Origin of the sequence: Cryobacterium sp. Hh7 (assembly GCF_004403155.1) — a bacterium.
GTDB classification, from domain to species: Bacteria; Actinomycetota; Actinomycetes; order Actinomycetales; family Microbacteriaceae; genus Cryobacterium; species Cryobacterium levicorallinum.
The window spans coordinates 31388-55548 of sequence record NZ_SOHG01000026.1 but is presented as its reverse complement, the minus strand read 5'-3'; the positions used below and the strand labels follow the sequence as shown (position 1 = coordinate 55548).

At 66.2% G+C, this 24161-nt stretch carries 20 protein-coding genes, 1 pseudogene and 1 riboswitch; of the genes and pseudogenes, 9 read left to right on the top strand and 12 right to left on the bottom strand.

Going from position 1 to position 24161, the window contains the following annotated elements; genetic code table 11:
• Positions 1-7: 7 nt before the first annotated feature.
• Positions 8-1114, bottom strand: a complete 1107-nt coding sequence (hemE, locus tag E3T43_RS09275; protein WP_134443263.1) for a uroporphyrinogen decarboxylase — start codon at positions 1112-1114, stop codon at positions 8-10.
• Between the two features lie 72 nt (positions 1115-1186).
• Between hemE and E3T43_RS09270 the strand changes: the two genes are divergently transcribed.
• A complete protein-coding gene (locus E3T43_RS09270; RefSeq protein ID WP_104131880.1) occupies positions 1187-2566 on the top strand; it encodes a glutamyl-tRNA reductase in 1380 nt (459 codons plus the stop codon).
• A 117-nt stretch (positions 2567-2683) separates the two neighbouring features.
• Here the strand turns inward: E3T43_RS09270 and E3T43_RS09265 are convergent, their stop codons facing one another.
• Entirely contained in the window at positions 2684-3733 is a 1050-nt protein-coding gene (locus E3T43_RS09265; RefSeq protein ID WP_134472247.1) for an alcohol dehydrogenase catalytic domain-containing protein, read from the bottom strand.
• A gap of 73 nt (positions 3734-3806) precedes the next feature.
• Complete coding sequence (locus E3T43_RS09260; RefSeq protein ID WP_134443261.1) at positions 3807-5192, bottom strand: glycine--tRNA ligase; 1386 nt, start codon at positions 5190-5192, stop codon at positions 3807-3809.
• A 163-nt stretch (positions 5193-5355) separates the two neighbouring features.
• Between E3T43_RS09260 and E3T43_RS09255 the strand changes: the two genes are divergently transcribed.
• The 3 genes from E3T43_RS09255 to E3T43_RS09245 all read left to right on the top strand — a co-directional run bounded on the left by E3T43_RS09255 (position 5356) and on the right by E3T43_RS09245 (position 8371).
• Positions 5356-7629, top strand: a complete 2274-nt coding sequence (locus tag E3T43_RS09255) for a carbon starvation CstA family protein (RefSeq protein ID WP_134472246.1) — start codon at positions 5356-5358, stop codon at positions 7627-7629.
• Positions 7626-7856: a YbdD/YjiX family protein gene (locus E3T43_RS09250; RefSeq protein WP_370449926.1), complete on the top strand. Its 231-nt coding sequence runs from the start codon at positions 7626-7628 to the stop codon at positions 7854-7856. The genes E3T43_RS09255 and E3T43_RS09250 overlap by 4 nt, the downstream gene beginning before the upstream one ends.
• An 89-nt stretch (positions 7857-7945) precedes the next feature.
• Positions 7946-8371, top strand: coding sequence for a hypothetical protein (locus E3T43_RS09245; RefSeq protein WP_134472245.1), 426 nt, complete (start codon positions 7946-7948; stop codon positions 8369-8371).
• A gap of 162 nt (positions 8372-8533) precedes the next feature.
• Here E3T43_RS09245 and E3T43_RS09240 read toward each other — a convergent pair whose 3' ends face one another.
• Both E3T43_RS09240 and E3T43_RS09235 read right to left on the bottom strand, forming a co-directional pair.
• Positions 8534-9301: a hypothetical protein gene (locus tag E3T43_RS09240; protein WP_134472244.1), complete on the bottom strand. Its 768-nt coding sequence runs from the start codon at positions 9299-9301 to the stop codon at positions 8534-8536.
• A complete protein-coding gene (locus E3T43_RS09235; protein WP_134472243.1) occupies positions 9298-9642 on the bottom strand; it encodes a PadR family transcriptional regulator in 345 nt (114 codons plus the stop codon). Before E3T43_RS09235 ends, E3T43_RS09240 begins: the two co-directional genes overlap by 4 nt.
• A 73-nt stretch (positions 9643-9715) precedes the next feature.
• A riboswitch (TPP riboswitch) is annotated at positions 9716-9826 on the top strand.
• 17 nt (positions 9827-9843) lie between these two features.
• On the opposite strand from E3T43_RS09235, the gene E3T43_RS09230 reads away from it, so the two are divergent.
• The 4 genes from E3T43_RS09230 to E3T43_RS09215 are packed head-to-tail and all read left to right on the top strand — an operon-like array spanning position 9844 to position 13579.
• Positions 9844-10482: a YkoF family thiamine/hydroxymethylpyrimidine-binding protein gene (locus E3T43_RS09230; RefSeq protein ID WP_134472242.1), complete on the top strand. Its 639-nt coding sequence runs from the start codon at positions 9844-9846 to the stop codon at positions 10480-10482.
• 22 nt (positions 10483-10504) lie between these two features.
• On the top strand, positions 10505-11104 hold the full coding sequence (locus E3T43_RS09225) for an ECF transporter S component (protein WP_134472241.1): 600 nt from the start codon (positions 10505-10507) through the stop codon (positions 11102-11104).
• The gene (locus E3T43_RS09220) at positions 11097-12761 is read left to right on the top strand and encodes an ABC transporter ATP-binding protein (protein ID WP_166791288.1); all 1665 of its coding nucleotides are present in this window, start codon (positions 11097-11099) and stop codon (positions 12759-12761) included. The genes E3T43_RS09225 and E3T43_RS09220 overlap by 8 nt, the downstream gene beginning before the upstream one ends.
• On the top strand, positions 12758-13579 hold the full coding sequence (locus E3T43_RS09215) for an energy-coupling factor transporter transmembrane protein EcfT (RefSeq protein ID WP_134472239.1): 822 nt from the start codon (positions 12758-12760) through the stop codon (positions 13577-13579). Before E3T43_RS09220 ends, E3T43_RS09215 begins: the two co-directional genes overlap by 4 nt.
• A 106-nt stretch (positions 13580-13685) precedes the next feature.
• On the opposite strand, the gene mmsB is transcribed toward E3T43_RS09215, so the two are convergent.
• The 6 genes from mmsB to E3T43_RS09185 form a co-directional block, all read right to left on the bottom strand.
• The gene (gene mmsB, locus E3T43_RS09210) at positions 13686-14579 is read right to left on the bottom strand and encodes a 3-hydroxyisobutyrate dehydrogenase (protein WP_134472238.1); all 894 of its coding nucleotides are present in this window, start codon (positions 14577-14579) and stop codon (positions 13686-13688) included.
• 71 nt (positions 14580-14650) lie between these two features.
• Positions 14651-15532 carry a serine hydrolase gene (locus E3T43_RS09205; RefSeq protein ID WP_134443276.1) on the bottom strand — a complete coding sequence of 294 codons (882 nt, stop codon included), beginning with the start codon at positions 15530-15532 and terminating at the stop codon, positions 14651-14653.
• A 324-nt stretch (positions 15533-15856) separates the two neighbouring features.
• On the bottom strand, positions 15857-17821 hold the full coding sequence (locus tag E3T43_RS09200) for a M13 family metallopeptidase (protein ID WP_134472237.1): 1965 nt from the start codon (positions 17819-17821) through the stop codon (positions 15857-15859).
• Between the two features lie 254 nt (positions 17822-18075).
• A complete protein-coding gene (locus E3T43_RS09195; protein ID WP_134472236.1) occupies positions 18076-19497 on the bottom strand; it encodes an NAD(P)(+) transhydrogenase (Re/Si-specific) subunit beta in 1422 nt (473 codons plus the stop codon).
• Between the two features lie 2 nt (positions 19498-19499).
• Positions 19500-19826: an NAD(P) transhydrogenase subunit alpha gene (locus E3T43_RS09190; protein ID WP_134472235.1), complete on the bottom strand. Its 327-nt coding sequence runs from the start codon at positions 19824-19826 to the stop codon at positions 19500-19502.
• Between the two features lie 3 nt (positions 19827-19829).
• A complete protein-coding gene (locus tag E3T43_RS09185) occupies positions 19830-20945 on the bottom strand; it encodes an NAD(P) transhydrogenase subunit alpha (RefSeq protein ID WP_134472234.1) in 1116 nt (371 codons plus the stop codon).
• Between the two features lie 383 nt (positions 20946-21328).
• On the opposite strand from E3T43_RS09185, the gene E3T43_RS09180 reads away from it, so the two are divergent.
• Positions 21329-22651, top strand: coding sequence for an MATE family efflux transporter (locus tag E3T43_RS09180; protein ID WP_134472233.1), 1323 nt, complete (start codon positions 21329-21331; stop codon positions 22649-22651).
• Between the two features lie 50 nt (positions 22652-22701).
• Here E3T43_RS09180 and E3T43_RS09175 read toward each other — a convergent pair.
• Positions 22702-24152, bottom strand: a pseudogene (locus tag E3T43_RS09175) (amino acid permease).
• Positions 24153-24161: the final 9 nt, after the last annotated feature.

Here is a 24161-nt window from a genome sequence, read left to right as displayed (position 1 = left end):
CTGGCTCCTACTCGGCCGCGCTCACGTCGTGCACGAGGCTGACCAGGCGGGTGAGCACGTCGGGGTCGGTGTCGGGCGGAACGCCGTGGCCGAGGTTGAGCACGTGCGAGGGTGCGCTGCGTCCGCGTTCGAGGACGTCGCGCACGTGCGCTTCGAGCACGGGCCACGGCGCCGTCAGCAGGGCCGGGTCGACGTTTCCCTGTACCGGAACAGCTCCGCCGAGTCGGCGGTTGGCCTCATCGAGCGGCACCCGGTAGTCGACGCCTACGACGTCGGCGCCGATATTGTGCATTTCTTTCAGCAGTTCGCCGGTGCCCACGCCGAAATGCACGATCGGTACATTGCGATCAGCGCCGTTGACGCTGTAGCTGAGGCCGCGCACGTGCGCGATCGCTGCCGCCGAAGCTGGCGCAACGGATGCCGCATAGTCGGCCAGTGACAGGGCTCCGGCCCACGAGTCAAACAGTTGGGCAGCGCTCGCGCCGGCGAGCACCTGGGCGCGCAGGAACCGGCCGGTGACATCGGCGGTCCAGGCCATGAGCCGCGCCCACGCTTCGGGCTCGGCGTGCATGAGCGTGCGGGCGTGGATGTGATCCTTCGACGGACCGCCCTCGACCAGGTACGCGGCCAGGGTGAATGGCGCGCCGGCGAAGCCAATCAGCGGGGTCGATCCGAGCTGGGACACCGCGCGGCCCACGGCGTCGCGAATCGGCGCGAGAGCCTCATCGAGAATGGCGGGATCCAGGGCGGTGAGCTCGTCGACATCCGCTGACGTGCGCACGGCCTTGCCGAGCACCGGGCCCTTGCCGGCCACAATCGTCACGTCGACACCGACGAGCTTGAGTGGAACGACGATGTCGCTGAAGAAGATTCCGGCGTCGACGTTGTGGCGCCGCACCGGCTGCAGCGAGATTTCGCTCGCCAGTTCGGGGTCGAGGCACACGTCGAGCATGCGCGTACCGACGCGCAGTTCACGGTATTCGGGCAGTGATCGCCCGGCCTGGCGCATGAACCACACCGGGGTCACGTCGGGTCGAACGCCCTGATAGGCCTGAATCAGGCGGGAGTCGGCGGTGAGGCCGGAGGAGAGTGGATGCTGCGCGTCGAGGATCATCCCCCCCATCTTCTCAAACATCCCTGACGATGCGCGCCGGAAGCGTACAGCAATAAGTCGTAGAATTGGCTAGTGCTCATTCTTCTGTCGGCCAGTCACAAAAACTCCACCTTCGATGTGCTGGAGAAATTGTCTGTCGGCGGAAGCGTTGCGGCCACCCGCATGGTCGAGCAGCACGGTCGGCTCAGCGGTGCCGTCGTCGTCGCGACCTGCAACCGCTTCGAGGCCTACCTCGATCTCGATGAACCCTACGGCGTGTCGCCGCTGCCCGCCGTGTACGCGGCGATCGAAGCCGTGAGCGCGAGCACCGGCGTCGCCGAAGACACCCTGCGTGACAATCTCACCCTCGTGCACGGCAATGGCGTCGCCGAGCACCTGTTCGCCGTGACCAGCGGCCTCGAATCGGTCGTCGTCGGTGAGGTCGAGATCGCCGGCCAGGTGCGGCGTGCACTGGAACAGGCTCGCGCCGATGGCACCACGAGCCCCGAACTTGAGCGTCTGTTTCAGCGCGCCTCCCAGACTTCTCGCGGCGTCAAGAATCGCACCGGCATCGGCTCGGCCGGCCGCTCGATCGTGCGCCTCGCGCTCGAACTGGCCGAAAGCCGGGTCAGCGACTGGTCGAGTGCCCGCGTGCTGCTCGTCGGTACCGGCCGCTACGCCGGCGCCTCGCTCGCCGCCCTGCGCGACCGCGGAGCCGAGAACGTTCGCGTCTACTCGCCATCCGGGCGCGCCGTTGGATTCGCGACCTCGCACGGCATTGAAGCCGTTCCCGCTGCGGATTTCGCTGCCGAGGTGGCGCGTGCCGACGTTGTCGTCACCTGCACCCTGCGCGATGACCACGTGATCGATGCGGCCCTGATCAGTCGTGGCCGCGCCGAGATCGGCATTGATCCGTTCGCCATTTCGGGAGCCACCGCCGACGCTCCAACCCGCATCTGCCCGGCCGACGCCGGTCCAGAGGCGCCGCCGCAGCTCATCATCGACCTCGGCCTGCCCCGCAACGTCGCCCCCGACGTGACCCTGGTACCCGGCGTCGAGCTGCTCGACCTTGAAACCATCAGCATCCACGCCCCGCTCGAAGAGCTCAACGCCACGACCGAAGCCCGAGAAATCGTCGGCAAGGCGGCCCGCAAGTTCTCCGACGTTGCCGAAGAGCAGAGCCTCACCCCGGCCGTGGTGGCGCTACGCAGCTACGTGTTCGAGCTGCGCGACGCCGAAATCGCCCGGGCCCGCAGCCGCGGCGATTCGAGCGAGGCGACCGAGTCGGCCCTGCGCCACCTGGCCGGCGTGCTGCTGCACACTCCCATGGTGCGGGCCCGCGAGCTCGCCCGCGCCGGCGAGCAAGACGCCTACCTCGGGGGCCTCGACGCCCTGTTCGGCATCGACGTGACGCTCCCCGCCACCGGCGCAGCGGATGCCGGTGCAACGGATGCCGGCGCAATCGCCTCCTAGCTTTCCCGAACGGCCGACCGTGTCGGCCAGCCCTGAGCATCCGTTCAGCGCCGCCTGCTGATACCGACGGGCCAGCCGCTGCGGTCTCAGGGGGCCAAACGAGGCAATTCGCGAGGGTCAGATCGGCCGGGTCACCTCGATCAGGGTGACTCCGGCGGCCGCAGCGGGCGTGGACATGGCGGCGAGTGCCGCAGGCACTTCGGCGAGGGTGATTCGGCGGCTGATCAGGTCCTGAGGGCGCAACCCGCCGCTCAGCACAAGGTCCAGCAGCGCCGGATAGTCGTGGGCGGGCATGCCATGGCTGCCGAGTACAGTCAGTTCCCGCGCAATCACCGTGCCGAGCGGTATCCGCGGGTCGTCGGCCAGCAGGCCGATCTGCACGTGCCGCCCACGCGTTGCCAGGGAACGGATGCCGATGGCCACCGTATTCTCCCGGCCGAGCGCCTCGAGACTCACGTCTGCACCCCCTGATGCGAGCGCCCGAATGCGCTCCACCACCTCGTCGTCGGGCAGTTCGGCCGAGTTGACGACGTGAGCAGCTCCCACCCGGCTCGCCGCCTCGAGCGCGTCGGAATTGATGTCGACGGCGATGACGATGGCGCCGAGCGCCTGCCCAATCATGACCGCGCTTAGGCCGACTCCACCGCAGCCGACGACCACAAGGGTTTCGCCCGCCTGCAGCCGTGCCTGGTGCACGAGTCCGCGGTACGAGGTGGCGAACCGGCAGCCGAGCATCGCGGCAGCGCCGGCGTCGAGGTCATCGGGGATGGCGATGAGGTTCACGTCGGCGTTGTGCAGCGCGACCCGCTCGGCGTAGGAACCCCAGTGGGTGAATCCGGGCTGGGTCTGGTTGCGACAGACCTGTCCGTTGCCGGCGTCGCACTCCGGGCACTCGCCGCAGGCGCAGACGAACGGCACCGTCACGCGCTGACCAACCCGAAATCGGCGCACGAGCGGCCCGACAGCGTCGATCACGCCGACCAGTTCGTGGCCGGGAACGTGCGGCAGCGCAATGTCGGCGTCATGGCCGAGCCAGCCGTGCCAGTCGCTGCGGCAGAGTCCGGTCGCCTCGACCCGCACGATCACGCCGGCCGCACTTATCAGCGGCTCTGGCACCTCGCGCAGCACCGGGAGCACGCCGAATTCTTCGAAATAGACCGCTTTCATGCTCTACAGTCTGCCCGACGGATGCCCGCGGCGCGGTTTTCGAGACCGAGTCGCGGCATCCGTTGGTTGAACGCTACGCGCCGCGGAGGCGCACGGCCAGGTAGGCCTCGAGCTCGGCGAGCGGCACGCGCTCCTGCGCCATGGTGTCGCGGTCACGCACGGTGACGGCCTGGTCGTCGAGCGAGTCGAAGTCGACCGTGATGCAGAACGGGGTGCCGATCTCGTCCTGGCGACGGTAGCGACGGCCGATGGCGCCGGCGTCGTCGAAGTCGACGTTCCAGAGCTGGCGCAGGCTCGACGCGAGCTCGCGGGCCATCGGGGAGAGCTTCTCGTTGCGCGACAGCGGCAGAATGGCGGCCTTGACCGGCGACAGGCGCGGGTCAAGCTTGAGCACGGTGCGCTTGTCGACGCCGCCCTTATTGTTCGGAACCTCTTCTTCGACATACGCATCGACCAGGAAGGCCATCAGCGACCGGGTCAGGCCGGCCGCGGGCTCGATCACCCAGGGCGTCCAGCGCTCGTTTTTGGTCTGGTCGAAGTAGGAGAGGTCTTTACCGGATGCCTTGGCGTGCGTCGACAGGTCGAAGTCGCCGCGGTTCGCCACGCCCTCGAGTTCACCGAACTCGGTGCCGGTGAAGCCGAAGCGGTATTCGATATCGACGGTGCGCTTGGAGTAGTGCGAGAGCTTCTCGGCCGGGTGCTCGAACAGGCGCAGGTTTTCGGGGTTGATTCCGAGGTCGGTGTACCACTTCATGCGGGTATCGATCCAGTACTGGTGCCAGGTCTCGTCCGTACCGGGCTCGACGAAGAATTCCATCTCCATCTGCTCGAACTCGCGGGTGCGAAAGATGAAGTTTCCGGGGGTGATCTCGTTACGAAAGCTCTTGCCGATCTGGCCGATGCCGAACGGAGGCTTGGAGCGCGACGCCTGCAGCACGTTGGCGAAGTTCACGAAGATGCCCTGCGCGGTTTCGGGGCGCAGGTAGTGCATGCCGGCCTCGTCATCGACCGGGCCAAGATAGGTCTTGAGCAGGCCGGAGAAGGCGCGCGGCTCGGTCCAGATGTGACGATTGCCGCAGTTCGGGCAGGCAATGTCGTCGAGGCCGTTTTCGGGCGGGCGGCCCTTCTTCTCCTCATATTGCTCTTCGAGGTGGTCGGCGCGAAAACGCTTGTGGCAGCTCGTGCACTCGATCAGCGGGTCGCTGAAAACCTCGACGTGACCGGATGCTTCCCAGACCTGGCGAGGCAAAATCACGGAGGAGTCGAGGCCGACGACGTCGTCTCGGCTGGTGACCATCGAACGCCACCACTGCTTCTTGATGTTTTCCTTGAGCTCAACGCCGAGGGGTCCGTAGTCCCAGGCGGAGCGGGAACCGCCGTAGATCTCGCCGGCCTGAAAAACGAAGCCGCGGTGGCGGGCGAGGGCGATGACGGAATCAAGATGAGTGGGTGCGGCCACGGTGGCTCCAATGGTCGAAGGCGCAGAATGCGGGCGAATGCCCGGTTATCCATTTTACGCGCTCGATCCGACCCGAGTTCCCGCTCTGGTTCGGAGCCTTTCTCGCTCGGAGGTAACGTTAGTAGGCAGATTCACAGGATTTGCCTTGGCTCAAGGAGGAGAAATGGGCGCCGCGTCCAACACGACCGAATCACCGACCGCTCTGAAACGGATTCCGCACGACCTCGCGGTCGCTCTGGATCCAGAGGAACTTGACGCCCACGATCGCCACTGGACGCCCCTAAAAATTGCGATCTGGTCAGCTATTTCACTGCTCGGTGGCCTCAGCTGGGTCATGCTCGCCGTCGTGCGCGGTGAAACCGTCAACGCGATCTGGTTCGTGTTCGCCGCGATCTGCACGTATCTCATTGGCTATCGTTTTTACTCGAAGTTCATCGAGAAGCACATCATTCGCCCGGATGACCGTCGCGCCACCCCGGCCGAGTACAAGGCCGATGGCAAGGACTTCGCCGCGACCGACCGTCGCGTGCTGTTCGGCCACCATTTCGCTGCCATCGCCGGCGCCGGCCCCTTGGTCGGCCCCGTTCTGGCCGCGCAGATGGGCTACCTGCCCGGCACTATCTGGATCATTGTCGGCGTCGTTCTCGCCGGCGCGGTACAGGATTACCTGATTCTGCACTTCAGCATGCGCCGCGGCGGTCGTTCGCTCGGCCAGATGGCCCGCGATGAACTCGGTGTGATCGGCGGCACCGCCGCCCTCATCGCGACCCTCGTGATCATGGTCATCATCGTGGCGATCCTCGCCCTCGTGGTGACGAACGCCCTCGCCGAAAGCCCGTGGGGCGTCTTCTCGGTCGGCATGACCATCCCGATCGCGCTGTTCATGGGCTGCTACCTGCGCTTCTTCCGCCCGGGCAAGATCACCGAAATATCCATCATCGGCTTCGTGCTGCTCATCGCCGCCATCATCGGCGGCGGCGTGGTGGCCGGCACCGACTGGGGTCAGACCTACCTGCTGCTCGACAAGGTCACCATTGCCTGGGGCATCATTATCTACGGCTTCATCGCCGCTATCCTGCCGGTCTGGCTGCTGCTCGCCCCGCGCGACTACCTGTCGACCTTCATGAAGATCGGCACGATCGGCATGCTCGCCGTGGCGATCGTCATCATCCGTCCCGAAATCAGCGTGCCGGCCGTGAGCGAATTCGCATCGAGCGGCACCGGTCCGGTCGTCGCCGGAACGCTGTTCCCCTTCCTGTTCGTCACGATCGCCTGCGGCGCCCTGTCGGGTTTTCACGCGCTCATCGCCTCGGGAACCACGCCGAAGCTCATTCAGAAGGAACGCCAGACCCGCTTCATCGGTTACGGCGGCATGCTCATGGAGTCGCTCGTCGCGATCATGGCCCTCGTCGCCGCGCTGTCGATCGACCGCGGCATCTACTTCGCCATGAACTCCTCGCCCGCCCTCACCGGCGGCACCGTGCAGGGTGCGGTCGCCTTCGTGAACAGCCTCGGCCTGACCGGCGTCAACCTCACGCCCGACATGCTCACCGACATGGCGACCAACGTCGGCGAGGAGTCGATCGTTTCCCGCACCGGCGGCGCGCCGACGCTCGCCGTCGGCCTCTCGCACATTATGCAGCAGCTCGTCGGTGGCACGTCAATGATGAGCTTCTGGTATCACTTCGCCATCATGTTCGAAGCACTCTTCATTCTCACCGCAGTGGATGCCGGCACCCGGGTCGCCCGCTTCATGCTGCAGGACAGCCTCGGCAACTTCTTCCCGAAGTTCAAGAACACCTCCTGGCGTTCCGGCGCCTGGGCCGCCACGGCCATCATGGTCGCCGCCTGGGGTGCGGTGCTGCTGATGGGGGTGACCGATCCGCTCGGCGGCATCAACACGCTGTTCCCGCTGTTCGGAATCGCCAACCAGCTGCTTGCGGCGATCGCGCTGGCCGTGTGCATGGCCATCGTCGCCAAGCGTGGACTGTTCAGATACCTCTGGGTCGTGGCGCTTCCGCTCGGATTCGCTGCCGTCGTCACGATTTCGGCGTCGTTCCTGAAGATCTTCTCGACCACCCCGGGCATCGGTTACTTCGCGCAGAACCGCGCATTCTCCGAGGCCCTCGCCGCTGGCGAGACGAGCTTTGGCACCGCACCGAGCGTCGAAGCCATGGAAGCTGTCGTGCGCAACACGATGGTGCAGGGCGTGCTGTCGATCGTGTTCGTGGTGCTCGCGATCATCGTGATTCTCACGGCTCTTCAGGCCACTTGGAACGCGTACCGCAAGAACTCCAGTGCGACGAGTGAAGATGACGCCGTGCAGTCGCAGACCTACGCCCCGGCTGGATTCATCATGACCCCGCCCGAGAAGGTGCTGCAGGCCGAGTGGGATGCCCTGCCGGTGCACAAGAAGATCAAAATCAAGGGTCACTGATGACCCTGCTGGCGGGCGTCCGCAAGGGCGCCCGCGGGGTGGTCTGGTTCTTCAAGGGGATCCTCGGCGAGGATGCCTACGAGAAATATGTGGCGCACCACGCGAGCGTCTGCGAAACGGATGCTGCGGGCGTGGGCCGCGCGCCGCATCCGCTCATGACAGAGCGGGAATTCTGGCGCGACCAGACCGACCGTCAGGATGCGAACCCGCAGGGACGCTGCTGCTAGAGGCGGATAGTCTGCGGCGAAGACGAACGGCGGCGGGGCGGGGCGCAGCGACTGAGCGCGCTCCGCCCCCGCCTCGACCGGCTGCCGCCGTGGAGGATCGTGCTGCTGATCTGGGCTATTTCGCGGCTGCAGAGTTGTCGTGGTGGACCGGCTTCGTCGGCCGGGTCGAGCTTGTGCCGCTCACGCCGTGGTTTCTGATGGCGTTTGAGTACCTCGGCGTGGTCGGAATTGTGCTGGTTCTGCTGCTCGCGGCGGGGTTTGGGTGGTGGTTGTCGCGGCGGGCGCTGCATCCGCCTCGACCGGAAATCGTGGCGTACTCGGCGAGCTACGGGCTTTACCTGGTGGCCGTGATTTTGCCGCAGCAGAGCCTGTTTCGGCTGCTGCTGCCGCTCCCTCCGCTGCTCGGCGACCCAGCGATCGCCCGGTCGAAGCCGCTGCGGCGCACCCTGCTGGCCGGGTCGATCGCGCTGCAGCCGGTCGCGATCGTGCTGCTCTGGTTTGTCGGGTATCCCTGAGCTCGTACTTTGCCCATTTTTTTTCGCCGACCCGTGAGTTTCTGACGTCGAGCCGTGAGTTTCGACCCCAAACCGCGCCGGAATCGGGGTCAAACTCACGGCTCGGCGGCCGCGCCGGGGTCAAACTCACGGTTCGAGGGCGAGAGCCGTGGCCACGGCCGATTAGCGCTCGAGCGGCTCGCCGAACAGCACGAACAGCCAGACCACGATCGACGCAGCCACCATCGACCAGGTGACCACGCCGAGGAACAGGCGCGTCGAGAACGACGGCCGGAATTCGGGCGACCCGCCCGGGTCGACAATCGCGTCGTCACTCAGGGAATGGCTCGCCTGACTCCAGATCGCCGGAACGAGCACGAGCAGCGCGGAGACGATCACGATTGGCAGGGCGGGCACGGTATAGAGCACTCTCGAGCTGCTCCACAGCCCGAGGCCAAGAGAGGTGCCGAGACCCAATAGCGCCGCGACCACGACCATCCAGGCGCGCAAGCGCAGGCGTGCGAGCGCCTTGAGAAATGTCGGCACGAGCACGATCACGACGACTGCGGCAACGAACACCGCGAGTGTTTTCAGGTCGATCTTCACCGCCGTACCATGCACGAGCGGGAGGGCGGAAAGCAGGAAGCCGAAGAGTCCGAACGCTCCGAGACCGGCCAGCAAACCCCCACGGTTCACTCGGCGCAGCGGGATGGTCGGCAGGCCCAGCTCGGCCGCGTAGCGCTTGGGGCTGCCGAAGCACTCCAGGGCGCTCGTGCCGGAATCGGCGCGAAACTCCCGAGCGCTGGCCAGCGCATCTCCGATTGCGTCGCCGCGCACGCCGAGCAGCCGCAGTTCGATGGTGAACTCGTCGAACCAGGTGGCGTCGTCGGTCACTTTAGAGCGGATGTCGGTGCTTCCGTTGTCGGGATCGCGCGGGTTGCTGGTCATCATGATTCGGCCGGCCCTTTCTGCAGATGGTCGTGCACGGTGGTGGAGAAGAGTTGCCAGTGGGCGGCTTGGTCTTCGAGCTCCTGCCGTCCGTCGTCGGTGAGCGAGAAGTACTTGCGGCCAGGTCCCCCGGCGCCCGGTCGCCATTCGGCGGCGATCCAGCCGGCGGCTTCGAAGCGCGTGAGCAGCGGATAGAGCGTGCCACCCTTGATGGCGCCGAAGCCGGCGGATTCGAGCGCCGATGCGATCGCGTAGCCGTAGGTCGGGCCGGGCGCCAGCGTGCGGAGCACGCAGAGGCCAAGGGCGGCGCGCATCCACTCGGCTGGCCAGGTTTTCGGTTGCATGACTACATAGTCTCACTAGTTAGCCAGACTGTCTACTCGAGGATCAGGCAGCCACGGGCATGCCATACTTTCGTTGTATCAACACGGGAGTCCGATTAATCGGGCTGAGAGGAAGCTGCAGAGGCTTCGACCGTCGAACCTGATCTGGATCATGCCAGCGCAGGGAGGCTGACTCGTCTTTCCCGTGCCCCCACGAAAGAAATGGGCACGATCATTCCAGAAACCCCCTTCACAGCCACACCGGCGGAATTCGGCATTGGCGCGCGCCTCACCCTCGCCGTCATGCGCGACGACTACGCCGCCGTCATTCTCGACGCACTCCAGCAGGCAGATTCGACCGGGATCGCACTTCAAACCGGCGTCGTCAGCACCTACCTGTCCGGCGCCGAACCCGACCTGCTGCGCTACGTCAGCCAGGTCGTCGCCGGCGCGAGCCGCAGCGGAGCCCACGTCACGGCAACCGTGCAATTCTCCCGAGGATGCCCCGGCGAAGTCACCTGCACGCTGCCGCCCACCGGCGGGCTGTTCGCCGAGGTCGTGAACCTCACGCCCACCGGCGTACACGCCGTCGCAGAATGGGCACTGTATCCACTGGATGACGGCACCGGTTCTGCTTCCGCCGATCACATGCGCGACATCTACGCCGCGATCGAGAGCGCCAAGGCCTCCGGGCTCACGGTACACAGCGAGCACTTCGTCACCCGGCTCGAGGGCGACCTCGCCCTCGTGCTGCAGGTCATCGCCGCCGGCTGGATCGTGGCCGGCCGAACGGTGCAGCACGTGGCGACGCACGCGATCCTGTCCCTCAACAGCCCGAGCCTGAACTCCCATGCGTCCTGACGCCGACCAGAAGGAAACAGCCATGCCCACAGCATCCGCCGAGAAAAGGCACTGGAGCCTCAAAGACCTCGTGCTTGTCGTCGTGCTCGGTGTCGTGTTCGGCTTTCTGTACTGGATATTCGTGCAGGCCTGGACCGCCCTGTCGATCGCGATGGGTCCGGCCGGCGACCTCGCGCAGCACTTTCTGCTCGGCTCCTGGCTGCTCGTCGCCCCGATCGCGATCGCCATCGTGCGACGGCCGTTCGCCGGCATCTTTGCGGAGGTTATCGCGTCGGTGATCGAGGTCGTCTTTCTGGGCTCCATGGTCGGGCCGCTGCTCTTCGTCGCCGCCGCCATTCAAGGCGCCGGCAGCGAGATTCCGTTCGCCCTCACTCGCTACCGCAACTACAGCTGGCTGACCTACGCACTTTCGGGGCTGCTCGGCGCCGGGCTGGTGTTCTTCTACTCGGCATTTCGCTCCGGCTGGTACGGCCAGGAGATCTTTCTGCTGCGCCTCGCGATTCAGCTGATCTCCGGCGTGATTCTCGGCGGGCTGCTGGCCAAACTCATCGTCGATGCCCTCGACAAAACCGGCGTCGTCGACAATTTCGCGATCGGCCGCGATCGCCTCGCCCGTGCCTGAGACCGACATCCTGACACTGCAGGACGTGTCGGTGCGATTCCCGCGTCGGCCCGAGGCCGTGCTCAGCGACGTGTCGGTGCGCCTCGCGCCGGGCGAGCAGCTCATCGTGTTCGGCGCCTCCGGTTCGGGCAAATCCACCCTGTTGCAGACCATCACCGGCGTCATTCCGCATTCGGTCGTAGCCTCGCTCGGCGGCAGTGTGCGCATGGGAGGGACGCTCAGCATCGAAACCTCCGTCGTCGAGCTGTCCCGGCTCGTCGGCGTGGTCGCGCAGGACCCCGCATCTTCGGTCTGCCTGCCCGACGTCGAACAGGAGCTTGCCCTGCCGCTCGAAAACCGCGGTGTCGACCCGGCACTTATCTCGGCGCGCATCGATCGCGCGCTTGACGCTGTTCAGGCACGGATGCTGCGACACCGGTCGACCGGGCAGCTGTCCGGCGGCGAAGGCCAGCGCGTGGCCCTCGCCGCCACCCTCATCGCCGAACCGGCCGTGCTCCTGCTGGACGAACCCACCTCGATGCTCGACGCGGCGGGCCTGGGCGCCGTGCGCCGCGCCATCCGTTCGGCCGTCGACACCTACCGGCCGGCCGTCGTGCTGGTCGAACACCGCATCGACGAGTTCACGGGCACGGCGGGAATCGCCGGGCTGCCGCCACGCGCACTCGTGCTCGGCGAGGCCGGAACCGTCATTGCCGATGGCCCCACGGTCGACGTGCTCGCCCAGCATGGGCGCTCGCTCAATCAAAACGGATGCTGGCTTCCGCTCGAAACCGAATTGCTCGCCGTGACCGGGTGCGCCGGCGGGCTCGGCGAACCGGGCGTGCGCGCCGGCCTCCGGTCACTCGGCGAGCCGGCCGGAGCCTTAGGGCGACGGCAGGACTTCGGCCGGATCGTTCTGACCGCCACGGATGTGGTCATTGATCGCGGGGTTGGCGCGCCGAACGGGACCGCCACACCGGTTCTCGCCGGCGTCAGCCTCGATCTGCGGGGCGGCGAAATCGTGGCCTTGCTCGGCGGCAATGGAACGGGCAAAACCTCGTTGCTGCTGACCTTGGCGGGATTGCACCGGCCATCGGTCGGCACCGTGACCGGCGCCCGACCCGGCATGATCTTTCAGAATGCCGAGCACCAATTCGTAGAACACACCGTGCGCGGCGAGATTCGGCATGGGCTGCCGAGCCTGAGCGATGACGAGCTTCAGGCCATTTTGCACCGGCACCGGTTGACCCACCTCGCCGATCAAAGCCCGTATCGACTGAGCGGCGGCGAGAAGCGGCGGCTCAGCGTCGCCGCCATGCTCGCGCACGATCGGCCGGTGCTGCTCGCCGACGAACCCACCTTCGGCCTCGATCGCCGGGACACCATCGCCACCCTGGCAGCGCTCGGCCAGGCGGCCGACGCGGGCCGCAGCATCCTCTTTTCGAGTCATGATCTTCGTACCGTTGCAACCCTCGCCGACCGGGTGATCGTGCTGGCCGACCGCACGGTGATCGCCGACGGGCCGGTGTTCGAGGTGTTGCGGTGGGACGAGGTACTGAAGCAGGCCGGGCTCGAGCTGCCACCGCTGATTCGGCACCTGCTCAAGGAATTCGATTCTGACGCGCGGATTCGCCGCGTGCTGGGTCAGCTCGACGCTGCCGTCGGCGCGCCGACATGACTGCTCAACTCATCGACGTCGATGCTCCCCCGACACGACGGCCCGTCAGCGCCCTGGCCAGGCGCAACCCGACCGTCAAACTCGCCCTTCTGTTCGTCGTCTCCCTCGTGCTGATGTTTGTTTTCGATCCGATCACGCCAGTGGCGCTGTACCTGCTCGCTCTCGGCGCGGTCGCCGTCACGGCTCGCATTCCCGTGAAAGTATTCGTTCTCGCACATATTCCATTTCTGGCATTTGCTCTCGGCCTTCTGATCGTGAACGCGCTCAGCCGGCCAGGGGACGTACTCTGGCAGTCCGGGGTGCTGCGGATCACCACCGAGGGACTGCTCGTGGGGGCTGCCCTCGCCCTGCGCACCCTCGTCATCGGCGTGCTCTCGATCGGCTTTGTGCTCTCGACCGACGGCGTGGCCCTCATGACCAGCCTGCACCAGCACGCCCGGCTCGGCTCCCGCCTCACCTACGCCGTACTCGCCGGCTACCGTATGCTCGAAGAGCTGCCGCGCGAGTGGCAGACCATCCGCCAGGCACACGCGGTGCGCGCTCCCCTCCGCCCCAATGGCAAGCCGCCTCGCGGCCTCCGTCAATACGGTCGGGCAGCCTTCGCCCTGCTGGTGCTATCGATTCGCAAGGGCGAGCGGATGGCGCAATCCCTCGAGTCGCGCGGCCTCGGCCTGACCCCGCGCAGCACCTGGCGGCGTATTCCCCTCACCCGCACCGACTGGGCCATGGCCGCCGCGGTGCTGACCACGTTGACCGTCGTCGTCGGCCTGAGTTCCTTTCTCGGCTTTCTGGAAGGCTTCCATGCGCTCAACACCTGAACGAACCCAGATGCACCTGGTCGCCATGGTCAACCCGCCGCCCCGTGGGTCTCAACGCGTGGAAGCGTTTGAAGGGGTATGAAACTCACGGCTCGGCGTGCGCAAGTCAGGCCAGGGTGCCGTCGACGAGCTTCACGATCATCGAGCAGTCCTTGCCGCCCTGGCCCTGGTCAACCAGGCGCTGGAACAGCTGGGCGACGTGCTTGCCGATCTCGAGCGGCGTGTCGGTGGCTTCCGCCGCCGCGATTGCGAGACCGATGTCCTTATTGGCAAGTTCGGCGGTGAAGGTCGGCGAAAAGTCGCGGTTCACGGCCGCCGACGGCACGACTCCCTCGATCGGATACCAGGTGCGCAGCGCCCAGCTGTCGCCCGATGAAACGGATGCGATATCCCAGAAAACCTGCGGGTCCAGTCCCAGCCGATCAGCCAAAACCGCCCCCTCCGAGGTCGCGGCCAGGTTGATGAACAGCATGAGGTTGTTGCAGATCTTCGCCGCCTGGCCGGTCGTGGCCCCGCCGGTCGGAATAATGTGCGCCGCCATGGGCTGGATGTAGGTGGTCGCGTCGGCGACGGCATCCGCTTCGCCACCGATCATGAAGGTGAGCGTGCCGGCCTCAGCACCGGTGATGCCACCCGAGACCGGGGCGTCGACGAGGCGAAAACCCGCAGCTTTCGCCGCGTCGTGCAGGGCCTGGGAGGATTCGATGTCGATCGTCGACGACTCCACCAGGAGGGTTTTCGGGTCGGCATGGGCGAAGACTCCCGCCTCGCCGAAGTACACCGCGCGGGCGTGCTCACCCTTGGGAAGCATGGTGAAGACGACGTCGGTGCCTTCAACGGCGTCCTGGATGCTGGTCGCTCGGGTCACGCCGGCAGCGACCGCAGCGTCGAGGGCCTCGGCGTTGAGGTCGAAGCCGCGCACGCTGTGCCCCGCCTTCACCAGGTTCGCCGTCATGGGGCCGCCCATGTGACCGAGTCCAATCCATCCGATAACCGCCATGGCATAGCTCCTTCGCTCCGGTGACGGGCGTCAATGCCCGTCCCGTACACGATGGCACAACTTGGCGGGAGCTAGTGCACGTACTCCAGCAGGTCCGCCCCGACCGCGCGCATCCCCTCGAGCACCGCGAGGCGGGTCATCAGCAGGGCGTCGTCGAATGCCATCGACACGGCGTAGGTCGCACCGGCCCGAGGGCCACGGAGGATACCCACCTCGCTGCGCACCCCGGCAGTCGTGCCGGTCTTGTTGACCATGAGCAGACCGTGATCGCTCTCCCGATGCGCCAGGGGGTCGAGCCCAAAGGCGCTCGCGACCAGCGACAGGTCGGTGTTGAGCGACAGCCAGCCGATCACGCGCGCGCTCGTCTCGGCGTCCACGATCTCGCCGCGGGCGAGCGCGGTGAACAGCCAGGTCAGTTCCTTGGCGCTGCCCACTGACAGCTGCGGTGCGTCATCGGGGCCGCGTTTGTCGCGCACCAGGTCGAGCAGCGCCGTACGGCTGAGGCCGAGCTGCTCGGTGCGGGCACGCACCGAGTGCAGCCCGACGGCGCGAATGAGCACGTTCGTTGCGAGGTTGTCACTCGTCGACCCGACGAGGGCGGCGAGATCCGCGACACCCAATCGGGCCACCTGTAGGTGCTGCCAGACGCCGGAATCACTCACGGCATCGACATTCGTACGCTCGAGCATCGTGGCCATACCGAACTCGGCGTCTTTCAGCCGCGTGGCTACCTCAATCAGCAGCAGCACCTTGCCGATACTCGCGGTCGGCATGGAGACGTGGTCGTCGACCGAGAACAAGACCCGGCCGGTCGCGAGGTCGGTCGCCCGGGCCGAAACCTGCACACCGTTCAGGGCGAGGTCGCCGAGGGCGGCGAAGCCGCGAGCGAAGCTTTCTGGAGTCTCGGCGCCGCGGTGTTTGCCGCCGGGCGCTGCGGCGTGGCGGGAACGCATCAAACCTGAGGCGACGGTATCGCCCGCATCCGGGCCGGACCGATGCCCGCCGCCGCTCGGACCAGAACCGCTGGACAAGACCATCGTTGGCTCATTCCTCCCTCGGTACTGCCGATTGCTACAAACCCGGACTGCGTCAATCTGCTCTGAGTCACTCTGCTCAGCCAGCGACTACAGCGGCAAACGGCGCAAGGCCAGCCTCTGGCCGATCAAGGCGTACGGCCAACCCTAACCCAGACGGGGGACGCGCGAACTGGCCGAGGCGAGCAGGCCAGATCATGACACCCCACTCGGGCCCCAGCGCGCCCGCCGCGGACGGTACCGCTACCAGATCGTGACGCGCTTGTCGGGGGCGAGCCACAGGGCATCCGCTTCGGAAACGTCGAATGCCTCGTAGAACGCGGGAATGTTGCTGACGATCTGGTTGCAGCGAAACTCGTTCGGCGAGTGCGGGTCGATGGCCAGCAAGCGGATGGCCTCAGCGTCGCGTAATTTCATTTGCCAGGCCTGGGCCCAGGAGAGGAAGAAGCGCATTTGCCCGGTGAGGCCGTCGATGACCGGGCTTTCCTCGCCATCGAGCGAGAGCAGGTAGGCCTTCCAAGCGATGGAGAGCCCGCCGAGGTCGCCGATGTTCTCGCCGATCGTGAGCGCGCCGTTCACGGTGTTTCCGGGGATAGCCTTTGGTTCAAGGCCCTCGAACTGGGCGATGAGTGCGGTCGTGCGCAGCTCGAATGCGGCCTTGTCGTCGGCGGTCCACCAGTCGGTGAGGCGGCCGTCGCCGTCGTATTTGGAGCCCTGGTCGTCGAAGCCGTGGCCGATCTCGTGGCCGATGACCGCGCCGATCGCGCCGTAGTTGGCGGCCGGGTCGCGCTCCTCGTCGAAGAACGGAAACTGCAAAATGGCGGCCGGAAAGACGATTTCGTTGAATCCGGGGTTGTAATAGGCGTTGATGGTCTGCGGCGTCATGAACCATTCGTCGCGGTCGAGCGGCTTGCCGATCTTGCCGAGCTCGCGCTGAAACTCGAACTCGCCAGCGGCCTTGACGTTGCTGATCAGGTCGTCGGCGGTGATTTCCAGGCTCGAATAATCGCGCCATTTCACCGGGTAGCCGATCTTCGGCGTGAACTTGCTGAGCTTCTCGAGCGCCCTCCCGCGGGTCTCCTCGGTCATCCAGTCGAGGGTGCTGATGCTGTTCTCGTAGGCGGCGACAAGGTTGGCGACGAGCACGTCCATGCTCGCCTTGGCGCTCGGCTTGAAGTGGCGCTCCACGTAGATGCGACCGACGGCCTCACCGAGGGCACCCTCGACGAGCGAGACACCGCGCTTCCAGCGCTCGCGCAGCTGCGGGGTGCCGCTTAGGGTGCGACCGTAGAAGTCGAAGTTCGCCTCGACAAATTCACCAGACAGGTACGCAGCACTCGAGCGGATGACCTGCCACCGCAGCCAGTCCTGCCAGGCTTCCAGACGGTCCTCGGTGAGCGTCGCCGCGAGTCCGACAATGTAACTCGGTTCTCGCACGACGACCTCGGCGAGAGCACCGGACGGGCCGTCGAGGCCGTCCAACCAGAGGTCGACGTCGGCGCCGGCAGCGAGCGCCGAGACCTGGTCCCAGGTGCGCAGGTTGTAGGTCTTCTCACTGTCGCGCGTGCTGACTTTGTCCCAGTGGTGCGAGGCGAGTTCGGTCTCGAGCTCGAAGACGCGCGCGGCGCGGCCGGCGGCGTCGGCGAAACCGGCGAGGGTGAACATCCGCTCAAGGAATTGCTGGTACTTGGCGCGAATATCAGCGAACTTCTCTTCGCGGTAGTAGGACTCGTCAGGCAGGCCGATACCGCCCTGCGCAATGAAGACGAGGTAGCGTTCGGGGTTGCCCGGGTCGTTGTCGACGTAGAGGTGGAAGGCTCCGGCGACTCCTCCACGCTCGAGGCGGCCGAGGGTGGCGAGCAATTCGGAGATGGTGGTGACGGCATCGACTGCTGCCAGGTCGTTGTGCAGGGGTGTCGCGCCGAGCGCTTCGATGCGCTCTTCGTCGAGGAAGCTTGTGTAGAGGTCGCCGAACTTGCGTTCGAGGCTGCCCTCCGGCGCGGTCTGCGCCTCGATGATGATCTCGCGCACGGCCTTTTCGGCGTCTTCGGCGAGCATCATGAAGGAGCCCCAGCGGGCCTTGTCGGCGGGAATTTCGCTGCGCGCGATCCACTGTCCGTTCACGTGCCGAAAGAGGTCGTCTTGCGGGCGCACCTCCGGGTCAAGTTCGTGTCTGTTGATTCCGGATGCAGTCGCCAGCTCAGTCATGCCTCCAGCCTATCCGGGCGGGGTGACAGGCAGCCGTATAGCGGGATCGTGTGGGCCGTGATAGGCGAGCGCGCAGGCATCCGCTCGGCGAAGTCGAATTCTACGAGCGGATGCGCGCGGCACCCGGGTCGGCGGCCGCCGATCACCTGTTTCGCGCTCGTGCACTGGTGGACGGCTCAACCCTGGCAGGACTGGCGATCCTGGCACGGTAGCGCTGATTTCAGCATTGGGCGCAGTCATGCAACAAGAGCCCCTTACAGCGCCTTGAGTTCCTCGGTGACCTGGGCGACGGACTTCTTCGCGTCGCCGAAGAGCATCGTGGTGTTGGCCGCGAAGAACAGGGGGTTCTCGATGCCGGCGAAGCCTGAGCTCATGGAACGTTTGAGCACGATCACCGACCGGGATTCGGTCACGTTGAGCACGGGCATGCCGAAGATGGGCGAGTTCGGGTCGTTGCGCGCCGCCGGGTTCGTGACGTCGTTGGCTCCGATGACGATGGTGACGTCGGTGCGGGAGAATTCGCCGTTGATGTCGTCCATCTCCTTCATCGCGTCGTAGGAGACGTCGGCCTCGGCGAGGAGCACGTTCATGTGCCCCGGCATGCGCCCGGCCACCGGGTGGATCGCATACTTGACCTCGATGCCCCGGGATTCGAGCACCTTGGCCATGTCCTTCACGGCGTGCTGGGCCTGGGCGACGGCCAAGCCATAGCCGGGCACGACGATGACCTGGTTGGCGTAGGCCAGCTTGATGGCGGCATCCGCTGCAGAAGTGGACTTCGCGTGCTGGTCACCGGTGCTCGTGGCCGAAACACCCTTGGAGCCGCCGCCGCCGAAGCCGCCGGCGACAATGGACAGAATCGACCGGTTCATGGCTTTGGCCATGAGGTTGGTGAGGATGGTACCGGATGCTCCGACGATCATGCCGGCGACGATCATCGCGATGTTGTTGAGCGCGAGCCCGGCCGCCGCCGCGGAGAGACCGGTGAGGGCGTTGAGCAGCGAGATGACCACGGGCATGTCGGCGCCGCCGATCGGGAGCACGGTCATAACCCCGAGGAGGCCCGCCAGGATGAGGATCGCCACGAACCAAACCAGGTCAGCGCCGGTGGTGGTTGAGCCGATCCCGACGATGACGGCCGCGACGATGGCGCCGAGAAACAACATCGCGTTGAGCGGTTGTTGCAGGCGGCCGACCGACAGGGGGTGCCCGGGCAGAATCTGCTGAAGTTTCATGAAGGCGACGATCGAGCCCCAGAACGACAGTGAGCCGATGATCGCCGCGAACAGGGAGGCGATGACGAGCGGGAGCACCGGGCCGGAGGCCGCGTGCAGGCCGGTGAAGCCGTCGCTTTCAATGAACTCGCCCCAGGCGATGAGCGCGACGGTTCCGCCGCCGACTCCGTTGAACAGCGCGACGAGCTGCGGTACTGCCGTCATCTTCACCTTGCGGGCGGGCGGGATGCCGAGGATCACGCCCACGACGAGAGCCGCGACGATGATCACCCAGCTGTTGGTCTCGCGGATGTGGATCAGGGTCGCGACGACAGCGACAGCCATGCCGGCCGCAGCGATCTTGTTACCGCGCACCGCGGACCTCGGGGCGGTCAGCCCGGAGAGCCCGAGAATGAACATGGCGAAAGCGACTATGTACAGGGCGTAGACGAGGATGTCCATGGTCAGTTCTTCCCGTCGGTCGCGGTGCTGGTGTTGGTGTCGACTGGGCGGGTTTTGAACATGGCGAGCATCCGGTCGGTCACGACGAAGCCGCCGATGACGTTGACGGTTCCGAACACGATGGCCACGAACGAGATGATCTGCAGCGGGATGCCGGGGTTCTCCGCGGTGCCCAGCACAATCAGGGCGCCGAGCACGACGATGCCGTGAATGGCGTTGGTTCCCGACATGAGCGGGGTGTGCAGCGTGTTCGGAACCTTGGAGATGACTGCGAAGCCGATGAAGCCCGAGAGCACGAGGATGGCGATGTTCGCCAGAAAGGAGTCCATGGGTTAGTTCCTGTTCGAGACTGAGTCACGTGTAACGCAGGAGAGCGCCACCACGTCGTCGGAATAGTCGGGGTCGAGCCGGCCGTCCCGCACGAGCAACTCGAGCAGGGCGGTGAGGTTCTTTGAGTAGAGCTCACTCGCATGCTCGGGCATCGTCGAGGGCAGATTGAGCGGGGAGGCAATGGTGACGCCGCCGATAATGACGGTCTCGCCGGGAACGGTGAGCTCGCAGTTGCCGCCGGTCTCCCCGGCCATGTCGATGACGACACTGCCGGGTTTCATGCCGTGCACGGCCGCAGCGGTCACGAGCCGCGGTGCCGGGCGTCCCGGAACCAGCGCCGTCGTGATCACGACGTCGAACGTGGAAATCGCGGCCTCGAGCGCCTTTTGCTGCTCGGCGCGCTCGTCGGCGGTGAGTTCGCGGGCATAGCCGCCGTCTCCGGCAGCATCGATGCCAACGTCGAGCCACTGGGCTCCGACCGACCGCACCTGGTCGGCGACCTCCGGACGCACGTCATAGCCGGTTGCGCGACCGCCGAGCCTTCTAGCGGTGGCGAGAGCCTGCAGCCCGGCCACGCCAACGCCGAGCACGAGCACACTCGCCGGCTTGACCGTGCCGGCGGCCGTGGTGAGCATCGGGAAGAACCGCGTGGAGAGCGACGCCGCGAGGATGACGGATTTGTACCCGGCGACGTTCGCCTGCGACGAGAGGGCGTCCATGACCTGAGCCCGGGAGATGCGCGGGATCGCCTCGACCGCGTAGCCGATGATGCCGGCGTTCTGCAGGGCGGCGATTTTGTTCTCCGTGTTGCGCGGTGCCAGGAACCCGATCAGGGTCGCGCCCGGCTTGAGGCGGGCGATCTCGGCGTCGGTGGGCGGGGCGACCTTGAGCACGATGTCGGCGCTCCAGGCGTCGCCCAGGGTGGCACCGGCTTCGAGATAGAGGTCGTCACCCATGAGGGCCTCCGCCCCCGCGCCGGACTCGACGACGACGTCGAGTCCCTTCGCGACGAGCGACGCGACAGCGCGTGGCACGAGAGCGACTCGCCGCTCATCCGCCCCACTCTCGCGGACGACGCCAATACTGGGCGTTTCGGGGTGCGGTTGGGGGTCCGGCATGGTGAGGCCTTTCGAAGCGGATGTCCGCACGCTCGGCCTGAGGCGGTAAACATCCTGGCGGGATAAAAGAACACCTCGGACCGGTGATGGTGGCGCCGACAGAGCAAAGTGTGCCCGGAGCATCCACGATCAGCGGAGGCTTCAGGACGAACCTATCTGCAGGGGACGTAGGATGGGCGGGATTCGGGGACGTCGTTGATGAAAGATTCTAAATTCTTAACAATTTCGCGGGTCGGCTGAAGCGATTTCGGGTCTTAGCGGTCGCATCCGTTTGGCATTCTTGGAGGTGGCCGGGATGACGGCGCCCGATCTGGCTGCGGTCATGAGGTGGCTGGGCCGTGATACGGAGCGCAGGGCCGCCGTAGAGTCGAAGCATCAATATTTTGCGCACGCAGCCCATCGACCGGGACATTTTGCGTCTCGCCGTACCCGCGCTCGGCGCGCTCGTGGCCGAGCCGCTGTTTCTGCTGGCGGATTCTGCGATGGTCGGGCACCTCGGCACCACTCCGCTGGCCGGACTCGGCCTGGCCAGCGCGGTGCTGCAGACCATCATCGGTCTCATGGTTTTTCTCGCCTACAGCACGACCCCGGCCGTGGCTCGCTGGCTCGGTGCGGGCGATTCCAAGAGGGCGGTGTCGGTCGGCATCGACGGGCTCTGGCTCGCCCTCGGCCTCGGCGTCGTGCTCGCGGCTGGCGGCCTGCTCGCCACCCCGGCGCTGGTCGGGGCGTTCGGCGCTGAATCCGCCGTGACAGCGGATGCCGCGACCTACCTCGGCATCTCCATGTTCGGCCTGCCCGCCATGCTGCTGGTGTTCGCGGCAACCGGCCTGCTGCGCGGCCTGCAGGACACCCGCACCCCGCTCTACGTGGCCGGCATCGGTTTCGGCGCGAACATCGCACTGAACTACGTGTTCATCTACCTGCTCGGCTGGGGCATCGCCGGGTCAGCCGTCGGCACCGTTGTGGCGCAGTGGGGCATGGTCGTCGTCTATCTCGTCGTGGTCACCCGGCATGCCAGGCGTTACAGCGCCCCGCTGCGCCCGCACCGGGCCGGGCTGCTGCTCGGTGCCAGGAGCGGCGGCTGGCTGTTCGTGCGCACCCTCAGCCTGCGCGCCGCCATGCTGCTCGCCGTGTTCGTTGCCGCCCAGCTCGGCTCCCCCGAGCTCGCGGCCTTTCAGATTGCGATGACGCTGTTCGCGACCCTGGCCTTCGCCCTCGACGCCCTCGCGATCGCGGCCCAGGCCCTCGTCGGCCGCGGCCTCGGTGCCGGGGATGTGGCACAGGTTCGCGCCGTGCTGCGCCGCTGCCTGGAGTGGGGCGTGTTGGCCGGACTCGTCCTCGCCTTGGGCGTCATCGGCACGAGCGGGGTGCTCGGGCACGCGTTCACCAATGCCTCGGCGGTAACTCAACTGCTGCCGCTGACCTTGATCGTGCTCGGGGCGTCCGTTCCCCTGGGTGCGGTCGTGTTCGTGCTGGACGGCGTGCTCATCGGCGCCGGCGACGCCCGCTATCTCGCCCTGACCGGGCTGCTCAACCTCGCCGTGTTCGTGCCACTGGCCTTGGCTGTACTGGTCTGGGCGCCGGCGGGCGAGGCCGGGCTCGCGCTGCTCATGGCCGCGTTCGCGCTGGGCTATCTCGGTGCCCGCGCTGTGACCCTGTCACTGCGGGCCCGCAGTCTGGCCTGGATGGTCGTCGGCGCGCGCTGATCAGCTGAGCGGATGCCGCGCCAGGCCGCGCATCCGTTGCCCGTGCGAGGCTAGTGCGGATCGACCGGATGCTCGATGTAGCGCGGACTTTTCGGGTTCATGACCGAGTTACGGCGACCATATAAGAAGTAGATGGCCAAACCGATGACGAGCCAGATGCCGAAGCGCAGCCAGGTCTCCCAGTGCAGCTGCGTAATAAGGAAAGCAGAAGAGAGCACCCCGAACACGGGCACCCAGGGCATGAATGGCAGCCTGAAGGTGCGAGGAACATCGGGACGGGTCCGTCGCAGCACAATCACTGCAACGCAGACCACAACGAAGGCAGCAAGAATCCCGATGTTGGTGAGGTCGGCAATCAGACGGATCGGGAAGACCCCGGCCAGTACGGCCGCGGCCAGGCCGGCGATCCAGGTCACGCGGGCGGGGGTTCCCTTTTTATCGGTGCCGGAGAACCACTTGGGAAGCAAGCCATCGCGGCTCATCGAGAACCAGACCCGACTGACGCCGAGCAGGAAGGTCAGCATGACGGTGAGGATCGAGATGACAGCGAAGGCCGAGAGCACGGTCGCGACGACCGGAAGCCCGACGGACTGGAACGCGACGGCAAAGGCGGCGGTCGGGTCGATATCCTGCCAATTCTGCATACCAGTGAGAACGAGAGTGGCGAGCACGTAGAGCACCATGGCGATAGCGAGCGAGAGCAAAATTGCCTTCGGCATGTGCTTCTTGCCATCTTTGGCCTCTTCGGCGGCGGTGCTCATGGCGTCATAGCCGAAGACGGCGAAGAAGACAGTGGCGGCGCCGGTGAAGACCGCGCCGAACCCGTTGGGCAAGAACGGAACGTAGTTCTGGGTGTTGATGTAGAAGAATCCCAGCACGATGATGGCGAGGATCAACAGCACCTTGAGCCCGACGGCGACGAGTTCGAAGCGGCCGAAGGTCTGCGTTCCACGGCTGAGGATGAAGGTCACGAGCACGCACACCACGATGGCGGGCAGGTTGATCAGGCCGCCGTCCAGGGTATCGGGGGTGCCCTGCATCCAGGTCGGAACTTCGATACCGATGCCACTCATGAACTCGGTGAAGTACCCCGAGATGCCGATCGCCACGACGGCGACGATCGCGATGTACTCGAGCAGCAGGTCCCAGCCGATGAACCAGCCGACGATCTCACCCAGGGCGACATAGCCGTAGGTGTACGCGGAGCCGGCTCGTGGGATCATCCCGGCGAACTCCGCGTAGCTGAGGGGGCAGCCGCGCTCGCGAGTCCGGCGATCAGGAACGAGATGAGCACGGCCGGTCCCGCGCCTTCGCCGTCCGGGCCGCCGTTGGCAACGAGTCCAGCGAGGGTGAAAATGCCAATTCCGATGATGCCACCGACGCCGATCGCGGTGAGCTGCCAGAGCCCGAGGCTCTTGAAGAGACCGTTCTTGGCGGCCTCATCGCCGATGTCGGTAATGGGTTTACGCCTCATGATCGAATTAGGATTGCGCTCGTTCATCAGGCCTCC

Coding starts and splice junctions, on each gene's coding strand:
- E3T43_RS09235 (WP_134472243.1), bottom strand. CDS start 9,642: ATGCAACCGAAAACCTGGCCAGCCGAGTGGATGCGCGCCGCCCTTGGC.
- hemE (WP_134443263.1), bottom strand. CDS start 1,114: ATGATCCTCGACGCGCAGCATCCACTCTCCTCCGGCCTCACCGCCGAC.
- E3T43_RS09190 (WP_134472235.1), bottom strand. CDS start 19,826: ATGGACTCCTTTCTGGCGAACATCGCCATCCTCGTGCTCTCGGGCTTC.
- E3T43_RS09240 (WP_134472244.1), bottom strand. CDS start 9,301: ATGATGACCAGCAACCCGCGCGATCCCGACAACGGAAGCACCGACATC.
- E3T43_RS09200 (WP_134472237.1), bottom strand. CDS start 17,821: ATGACTGAGCTGGCGACTGCATCCGGAATCAACAGACACGAACTTGAC.
- E3T43_RS09255 (WP_134472246.1), top strand. CDS start 5,356: ATGGGCGCCGCGTCCAACACGACCGAATCACCGACCGCTCTGAAACGG.
- E3T43_RS09205 (WP_134443276.1), bottom strand. CDS start 15,532: ATGCGTTCCCGCCACGCCGCAGCGCCCGGCGGCAAACACCGCGGCGCC.
- E3T43_RS09265 (WP_134472247.1), bottom strand. CDS start 3,733: ATGAAAGCGGTCTATTTCGAAGAATTCGGCGTGCTCCCGGTGCTGCGC.
- E3T43_RS09195 (WP_134472236.1), bottom strand. CDS start 19,497: ATGGACATCCTCGTCTACGCCCTGTACATAGTCGCTTTCGCCATGTTC.
- E3T43_RS09185 (WP_134472234.1), bottom strand. CDS start 20,945: ATGCCGGACCCCCAACCGCACCCCGAAACGCCCAGTATTGGCGTCGTC.
- E3T43_RS09215 (WP_134472239.1), top strand. CDS start 12,758: ATGACTGCTCAACTCATCGACGTCGATGCTCCCCCGACACGACGGCCC.
- E3T43_RS09225 (WP_134472241.1), top strand. CDS start 10,505: ATGCCCACAGCATCCGCCGAGAAAAGGCACTGGAGCCTCAAAGACCTC.
- E3T43_RS09230 (WP_134472242.1), top strand. CDS start 9,844: ATGGGCACGATCATTCCAGAAACCCCCTTCACAGCCACACCGGCGGAA.
- mmsB (WP_134472238.1), bottom strand. CDS start 14,579: ATGGCGGTTATCGGATGGATTGGACTCGGTCACATGGGCGGCCCCATG.